A 6,000-nucleotide genomic window follows, 5' to 3' on the forward strand; every position below is an offset into this window, starting at 1 on the left:
CGGCACGAGGAGCGGGACGCCCGCGAGGGACGAACACTCGGCGCGCCAACGGAACCGGAACGCCCGCCCGGCCGACGTACCGAGCGCGGCCGCCATGCTCTTCCCTCTTTTCCCAGTTCGCGGCGTTCAACATAACTACTGGCCGGTAAATTCGAGGCACCGGTGGTCGCCGCTGCAGAAACCCGGTCACGGCTTTCTCTGTTAGCGGAGGGCAGGTTCCGCAATTGTCGTGTGCCGGGAAGATGCCTGGCCGGGCGGACGCGAGACCACTCCACCGGCTATTGTCGAGGCCCCATCCGGCTGGAAGGACCACCAGTGAACCGACGTCATCTGGCGGCTCTGCTGCTCGTCCCGGCACTGGCGCTGACCGCTGCCTGCGGTGGAGGCGACGACGGCGACGACCCGGCGCCGACCCCGTCCGCGCAGGCCCCCACGGGCGGCGGGGCGTCCGCGCCGGCCGGGGCGGACTCGGGCGGCGCGTCCACGGGCGGCACGTCGCGGGCACCCGGCGGGGCGCCGTCGGCCGCCCCGTCCAAGGTCGTCAGCGCGTTCGTCGACTGCATGCGCCGGCACGGCGTGAAGGTGCCGCAGGACACCAGCACCTGGCGGCCCGACGCGCAGGACGGCCGCACCCAGAAGGCCCTCCTGGCGTGCATGAAGTCGGCCGGGGCGCCGGGGTCCTGAGGCACCGCCCCCGGGGCGCGGCGCCTCTGCCATGATCTCCGGGGTGACCTCGATCCAGCGGATCCCGCTCCTGCCGCTCGCCGCGGCGGCGCTGCTCGGCCTGACCGCCTGCGGCGCCGAGCGGGCGCCCGCCGCCGTCCCGTCCGAGCCCCGCCCGGCGCGGCCGACCTCCATCGCCATCCCGTCCACGTCGCCGGCGCCGCCGGTGTGCACGCGGGAGGGCATCAGCGTCGGGATGGAGCGGCCCGAGGCCGCGATGGGCCTCCGTGCCGCGGCCATCAGGCTGCGCAACTGCGGCGACCGCCCGTACCGGCTGGACGGCTATGCGTCCCTGCGCGTCCTCGACGAGGACCGGCAGCCGTTCGACGTGAAGGTGGTGCGGGGCACCACGCGGATCGAGGACGCGGGGCCGGAGCCGCTGACGATCCGTCCCGGCGAGTCGGCGATCTTCGGGATCGTCTGGCGGAACCTGGTCACCGACCCGACCACCACGGCCGTGACCGGACGGTACCTGGAGGTGCGGCCGGCGCCGGGGCGGCCGGTCGTCATCGTCGAGGCCGGCGGCCCCATCGACCTCGGCAACACCGGCCGGCTGGAGGAGACCGCCTGGCGCCTCCCCCGCCGCCGCTGACTCAGCGGGGCGGTGCCTGCCCGGCGGCCGCCGGCTCAGCGGGGCGGCGCCTGCACCTTGCCGATGCCGAGCGTGTTCTGCGCGGGCATCAGCCCGGTCTCCAGCACCTTGACCAGGATCGGCATCGTCAGCTGCGCGAGCCGGTCGGCCTTGTCGGCGCCGAGCGTCCGCCAGGGCGCGTAGGCGAGGTCGTCGGTCATCCGCTCGACGGAGTCGCGCAGCTCGCGGCCCTTGTCGGTCGCCTTCCCCTCCGCGTCCACCAGGCCCCGGGAGGCGAGGCGGTCGCGGGCGGCGGCCCATTCCCCGTCCGTCCAGCCCCGGCTCGCGAACGTCTCCACGGACGCGGCGCCGATCGCGGCGAACGACACCAGCGCCTCGGCCGGGTCGAGCCCGTGGGTGAGGAGCGCGGCGACGTGGCCGTCCCCGCGCTGCTCGCGCAGGATGCCGATCGCGTGCCACAGGACGAGATGCGGCTCGTCCGGCCAGGGCAGGCCGGCGTTGGCGGCGGCGAGCGGGCGGCCGGCGGTGTCCGCCTCCTCGGCGGCGGCGCGGGCGAGCCCCGCGGCCTCCGCGAGGTCCGCGTCGCCGATCCCGTCGCCGAGCAGCGCCCGGTACATGCGGTCGACGGCGCGCCACCGCCCTTCGAGGACGCGCTCGGGCGGCGCGACCGCCCAGGCGGCGGGGATGTGCTCGGCCACCATGCGCGGGCTGAAGCTGTAGAACGCGGACGCCACCCGCTCGGGGCCTGCGGCGCCGAGCGGCGCGGCGCGCCAGGCGAAGTAGCTCGGCCAGCGGGTGCCGACGTCGTAGCCGAGCGCCGCCGCCTCGGCGAAGACGTCGGGCGAGTACCAGAACAGGGCGTGCACGGGTTCGAGCTGATGCCACATCCGCCGCGCCAGGGCGGGGTTCTCCGTCATCGCGTCGGCTCCTTCTCCTCGGGATCGCCGCCCACCCTATCTTGACAATGACAAGATTGCATCAGCCCAGGCGGGAGGGGTAGATGCGCGGCTGCGCCGGCGGGACGGCGGGCACGGGCTGGCGGAGCCGGCGCGTGCGGCGCTCGTGCCGCGGGAACGCCGTCAGGGCCAGGACGGCCAGGCCGACGCCCGCGGCCCGCAGCAGGAGCGGGGCCGGCTCGCCCGGCCACGGCTCCGCGTACAGCAGCGTGGCCGACAGCAGCAGGTGCGTCTTCGCCGTGACCGTGACGACGGTGACGATGATCGTGAGGCGGCAGCGCTGCAGCCCGATCGACAGCTGCACGAGGCCGAGGACGCCGGCGAGCAGGAACAGGTAGGGGTGCGGCGACGCGAGCACGTCCGTCCTCCGGCCCGCCGCGAGCATCATCGCCATGCCCTGCCCGAACACCTCGGTGGCGCCGAGCAGGACGCCCGCGCCGAGCCCGTAGGCGATGCCGGTCAGCGGGCGCGCGTGCCGGCCGCCGGCCGCGCGGTCGCGCGCGCCGAGCATCCAGAGCGGCAGGGCCAGCGACGGCACGAAGACCAGCGCCGCCTTCCACAGCGGGAGGGCGGCGGCCGCGCCGGCGCCGCCGGTGCGGTGCAGCGCGTCGCGCAGCGGCTCACCGTGGTCCGGCAGCACCGACAGCACGGCGGTGGCCATCGCGGCGACGGTGATGAGGACCGCGAGCCACTCCCGCGACGTGGGCCGCTCGCCGAAGCCGCTCATGCCCACGACCAGCAGCGGGACGAGCCCGAGCGCGTAGGCGGGCAGGGTCGCGGCCACCGGGATCGTGACGAGCGCGGCGGCCGAGAGCGCGAAGCCCGCCAGCAGCACCGCGACCCCGGCGAGCCAGCGCGGGCTGCGCACCAGCCGTCCCGCGGCGTGCAGCGGATGCCGGCCGCCGATCGGGCTCATCCGCCCGGTGGCCGTCTTGAACAGGACATAGGCGGCGATGTACACGGCCTGCGCGGCACAGGCGAGGACGACCGCTTGCATGGCGCACCTCCGGGACGACCGCCGTCATTCGCCCGCCGGGCGAAGAACGCTGCCGAATCGGATGGTTACACGGGGAGGGCGTCCGCTGATTCTCGCCGCGGGACGGAGAAAACACCCGATTTGTGCACCTCGGTGAGTATCTTCCGGCCCGGCTGTCCCGGAAAGGCCAAGATCGATGCACCGGTCGCGTTGCCCATCACTCAGCGCAGGTGAATGATTGCGTTGCGCTTCCGGAATCCAGGTGTGGTGATCGAGTGACGGCAGGGATGGAGCGGCTCGGGGAGCCGTTCGGCTTCGGCGGCGGCGGTGAGGGCGGCCGCCGGGCCCGCCGCGTCGTCCGCGAGCTCGCCGCGAAGGTCGTCGCGGACGGCGACCTGCTCGACGACGTCGAGCTGATGACGTCCGAGGCCGTCGCCAACGCCGTGCTGCACGGCTCCGGGCTGGTCACCGTGACGGTCTCGACCGACGGCCGCGTCCTGCGCGTCGAGGTCGCCGACGACGGCCCCGCCCGCCCCGACCCGGCCGGCGCCGACCCGCACGGCCGCCGCCGCCTCGACCACGGCCGCGGCCTCACCGTCATCGACGCGCTCGCCCGCGAGTGGGGCCTCGACCAGTCCCCCGGCCGCACCCGCCTCTGGTTCACCGTCGAGACGGCGCGCCCGCCCGCCACGACCTGACGGCGGCGCGACCCGGCGCGGTCAGCGGGCGGGCAGGGCGCGGCGGAGGATCTTGCCGGTGGCGTTGCGGGGCAGGGCGTCCAGGAAGTGGACGTCGCGCGGCACGGCGAACCGCGCCAGATGCTCGCGGACGTGGGCGCGGACGGCGTCGGCGTCGAGCGTCTCGCCGTCCCGCAGGACGATGTACGCGGCGGCGCGCTGCCCGAAGTCGTCGTCCGGGACGCCGACGACGGCGACCTCGCGGACCTGCGGGAGCTTCTCCAGGACCTCCTCGATCGCGGCCGGGAACACGTTCTCCCCGCCCGAGACGATCATGTCGTCGTCGCGGCCCCGCACGAACAGCCGGCCGTCCGCGTCGAGGTGGCCGACGTCGCCGAGGCTCATCAGGCCGTCCCGCATCTCCCTGGTCTCGCCGCTGGTGTAGCCGGCGAACAGCAGCTCGTTGGCGGCGAAGATGCGGCCGGTCGTGCCGGGCGGGACGGGCCGCCCGGCCTCGTCCAGGATCGCGACCTTCGTCCCGGGCGGCGGCGTCCCGGCGGTGTCGGGGTGGGCGCGCAGGTCGGCGGGGGTGGCGATGGTGACCCAGGACGCCTCCGTCGACCCGTACAGGTTGTAGAGGATGTCGCCGAACTCGTCCATGAACGCGGTCGCGAGCGTGGCGGGGAGGGCCGAGCCGCTGAGGGCGGCGATCCGCAGGGAGGACGTGTCGTACCCGCGCCGCACGGTCTCCGGGAGGTCCAGGATGCGCTGCAGCATGACCGGGACGGCGACGAGCGCCGTCGCGCGGGTGGCCTCGATCGTGCGCAGCGTCTGCTCGGGGTCGAACCGGGACCGCAGGATGATCGTGGCGCGCAGCGGGATCGCCGCCTGCAGCATCGCGTAGCCCCAGGTATGGAACAGCGGCGCCTCGATGAGCATCCGCTCGTGCACCCGGTACGGGATGCGGGACAGGATCGAGGTGAGCGGCGACAGCCCGGGCCGCGAGTGCCGGTCGGCGCCCTTCGGGCGGCCGGTCGTGCCGGAGCTGAGGACGATCGTCCGGCCCGCCCTCGCCGGCGGGTCGACCGGCCCGGCGGGCGCGGTGGCGATGGTGTTCTCCAGCTCCGACCCCGCCCCGCCGGCCGTGATGAGGTGGACGGTCCGCGGCACGGCCGCGATGAACTCGGCGAACTCCGCGTCGGCGATGACGACGTCGATCTGCTGCTGCCGCAGCACGGTACGGAGCTGCTCGGTGCTCATCCCCGTGTTGAGCAGGACGAGGTCGGAGCCGCGCTTGCTGCACGCGACGAGGGTCTCGACCATGCCGCGGTGGTTGCGGCAGAGCACGGCGACGCGCGGGGCGCCGTTGAACCGGCCGAGCGCGGCGGCGAGCCGGTCGGTGCGGGCGTCGAGCTCGCCGTAGGTCAGCTCCCCGGCGTCGTCGACGATCGCGACGCCGCCGGGGTCGCGGGCGGCGGCGGACACGACCGTCCCGCCGAGCAGCGTGCCCCAGCGGCGCAGCGCGTTGAGCTGGCGGGCGACCTTCAGCGGCGGTCCGGGACGCCACAGCCCGCTCCGGGCGAACATGCCTCCCGCCCGCACGACCGACGCCGCGCGGCGCCCGAACTCCGATCGTCCGCTCATCTACCGCCTCCGGTACGAGATCTTGGCAGTGACCGTATAGAGCGGTGTCTCCGCGCTCTTCTGCCTCAACTCAGCTCTTCGGGCCGTTCGTTGTCATGATCCTGACAACGAACCGCCCTCCGCGGCGGGCACCGGGTCGCCGGTCTCGGCGCTCTCCACCAGTTCGAGGCTGTCGCGGAGCGTGACCGGCTTGAGCAGCGCCGCCGCGGCGATCCCGACCACCGCGATACCCGCGGACACCAGGAAGATGTGGCCGGCGGCGTCCCCGTACGCGGCCCGCACGACCTCCTTCCCATTGGGCAAGTTTTCTCACATGGCAGCGTTTGCGGATGGGTAGGCTGGGCTGACCATGGAGACCACCGGCGGATTGCGCGACGGCACCGGGCCGCACGACGGGAGCGGGCCGCACGACGGGAGCGGGCCGCGGGACGG

The 6,000-nt window shown here is 74.8% G+C and carries 7 protein-coding genes; 3 read left to right on the forward strand and 4 right to left on the reverse strand.

Going from position 1 to position 6,000, the window contains the following annotated elements; translation table 11 throughout:
• The first annotated feature begins 315 nt into the window (after window positions 1-315).
• Together ACIWVC_RS11535 and ACIWVC_RS11540 are read left to right on the forward strand one after the other, a co-directional pair.
• Window positions 316-684: a hypothetical protein gene (locus ACIWVC_RS11535; RefSeq protein WP_396445513.1), complete on the forward strand. Its 369-nt coding sequence runs from the start codon at window positions 316-318 to the stop codon at window positions 682-684.
• Between the two features lie 43 nt (window positions 685-727).
• On the forward strand, window positions 728-1,315 hold the full coding sequence (locus ACIWVC_RS11540) for a DUF4232 domain-containing protein (protein ID WP_396445512.1): 588 nt from the start codon (window positions 728-730) through the stop codon (window positions 1,313-1,315).
• Window positions 1,316-1,350: 35 nt separating this feature from the next.
• On the opposite strand, the gene ACIWVC_RS11545 is transcribed toward ACIWVC_RS11540, so the two are convergent.
• Complete coding sequence (locus ACIWVC_RS11545; protein WP_396445511.1) at window positions 1,351-2,232, reverse strand: hypothetical protein; 882 nt, start codon at window positions 2,230-2,232, stop codon at window positions 1,351-1,353.
• A 61-nt stretch (window positions 2,233-2,293) separates the two neighbouring features.
• The gene (locus ACIWVC_RS11550; protein WP_396445510.1) at window positions 2,294-3,268 is read right to left on the reverse strand and encodes a hypothetical protein; all 975 of its coding nucleotides are present in this window, start codon (window positions 3,266-3,268) and stop codon (window positions 2,294-2,296) included.
• A 254-nt stretch (window positions 3,269-3,522) separates the two neighbouring features.
• Between ACIWVC_RS11550 and ACIWVC_RS11555 the strand changes: the two genes are divergently transcribed.
• Complete coding sequence (locus tag ACIWVC_RS11555) at window positions 3,523-3,945, forward strand: ATP-binding protein (RefSeq protein WP_396445509.1); 423 nt, start codon at window positions 3,523-3,525, stop codon at window positions 3,943-3,945.
• A 21-nt stretch (window positions 3,946-3,966) separates the two neighbouring features.
• On the opposite strand, the gene ACIWVC_RS11560 is transcribed toward ACIWVC_RS11555, so the two are convergent.
• Together ACIWVC_RS11560 and ACIWVC_RS11565 are read right to left on the reverse strand one after the other, a co-directional pair.
• On the reverse strand, window positions 3,967-5,568 hold the full coding sequence (locus tag ACIWVC_RS11560) for an AMP-binding protein (protein WP_396454116.1): 1,602 nt from the start codon (window positions 5,566-5,568) through the stop codon (window positions 3,967-3,969).
• A 93-nt stretch (window positions 5,569-5,661) separates the two neighbouring features.
• Window positions 5,662-5,871, reverse strand: a complete 210-nt coding sequence (locus ACIWVC_RS11565) for a hypothetical protein (protein WP_396445507.1) — start codon at window positions 5,869-5,871, stop codon at window positions 5,662-5,664.
• Window positions 5,872-6,000: the final 129 nt, after the last annotated feature.

The sequence above is a fragment of the Actinomadura sp. genome (assembly GCF_044508335.1).
Lineage (GTDB): Bacteria > Actinomycetota > Actinomycetes > Streptosporangiales > Streptosporangiaceae > Spirillospora.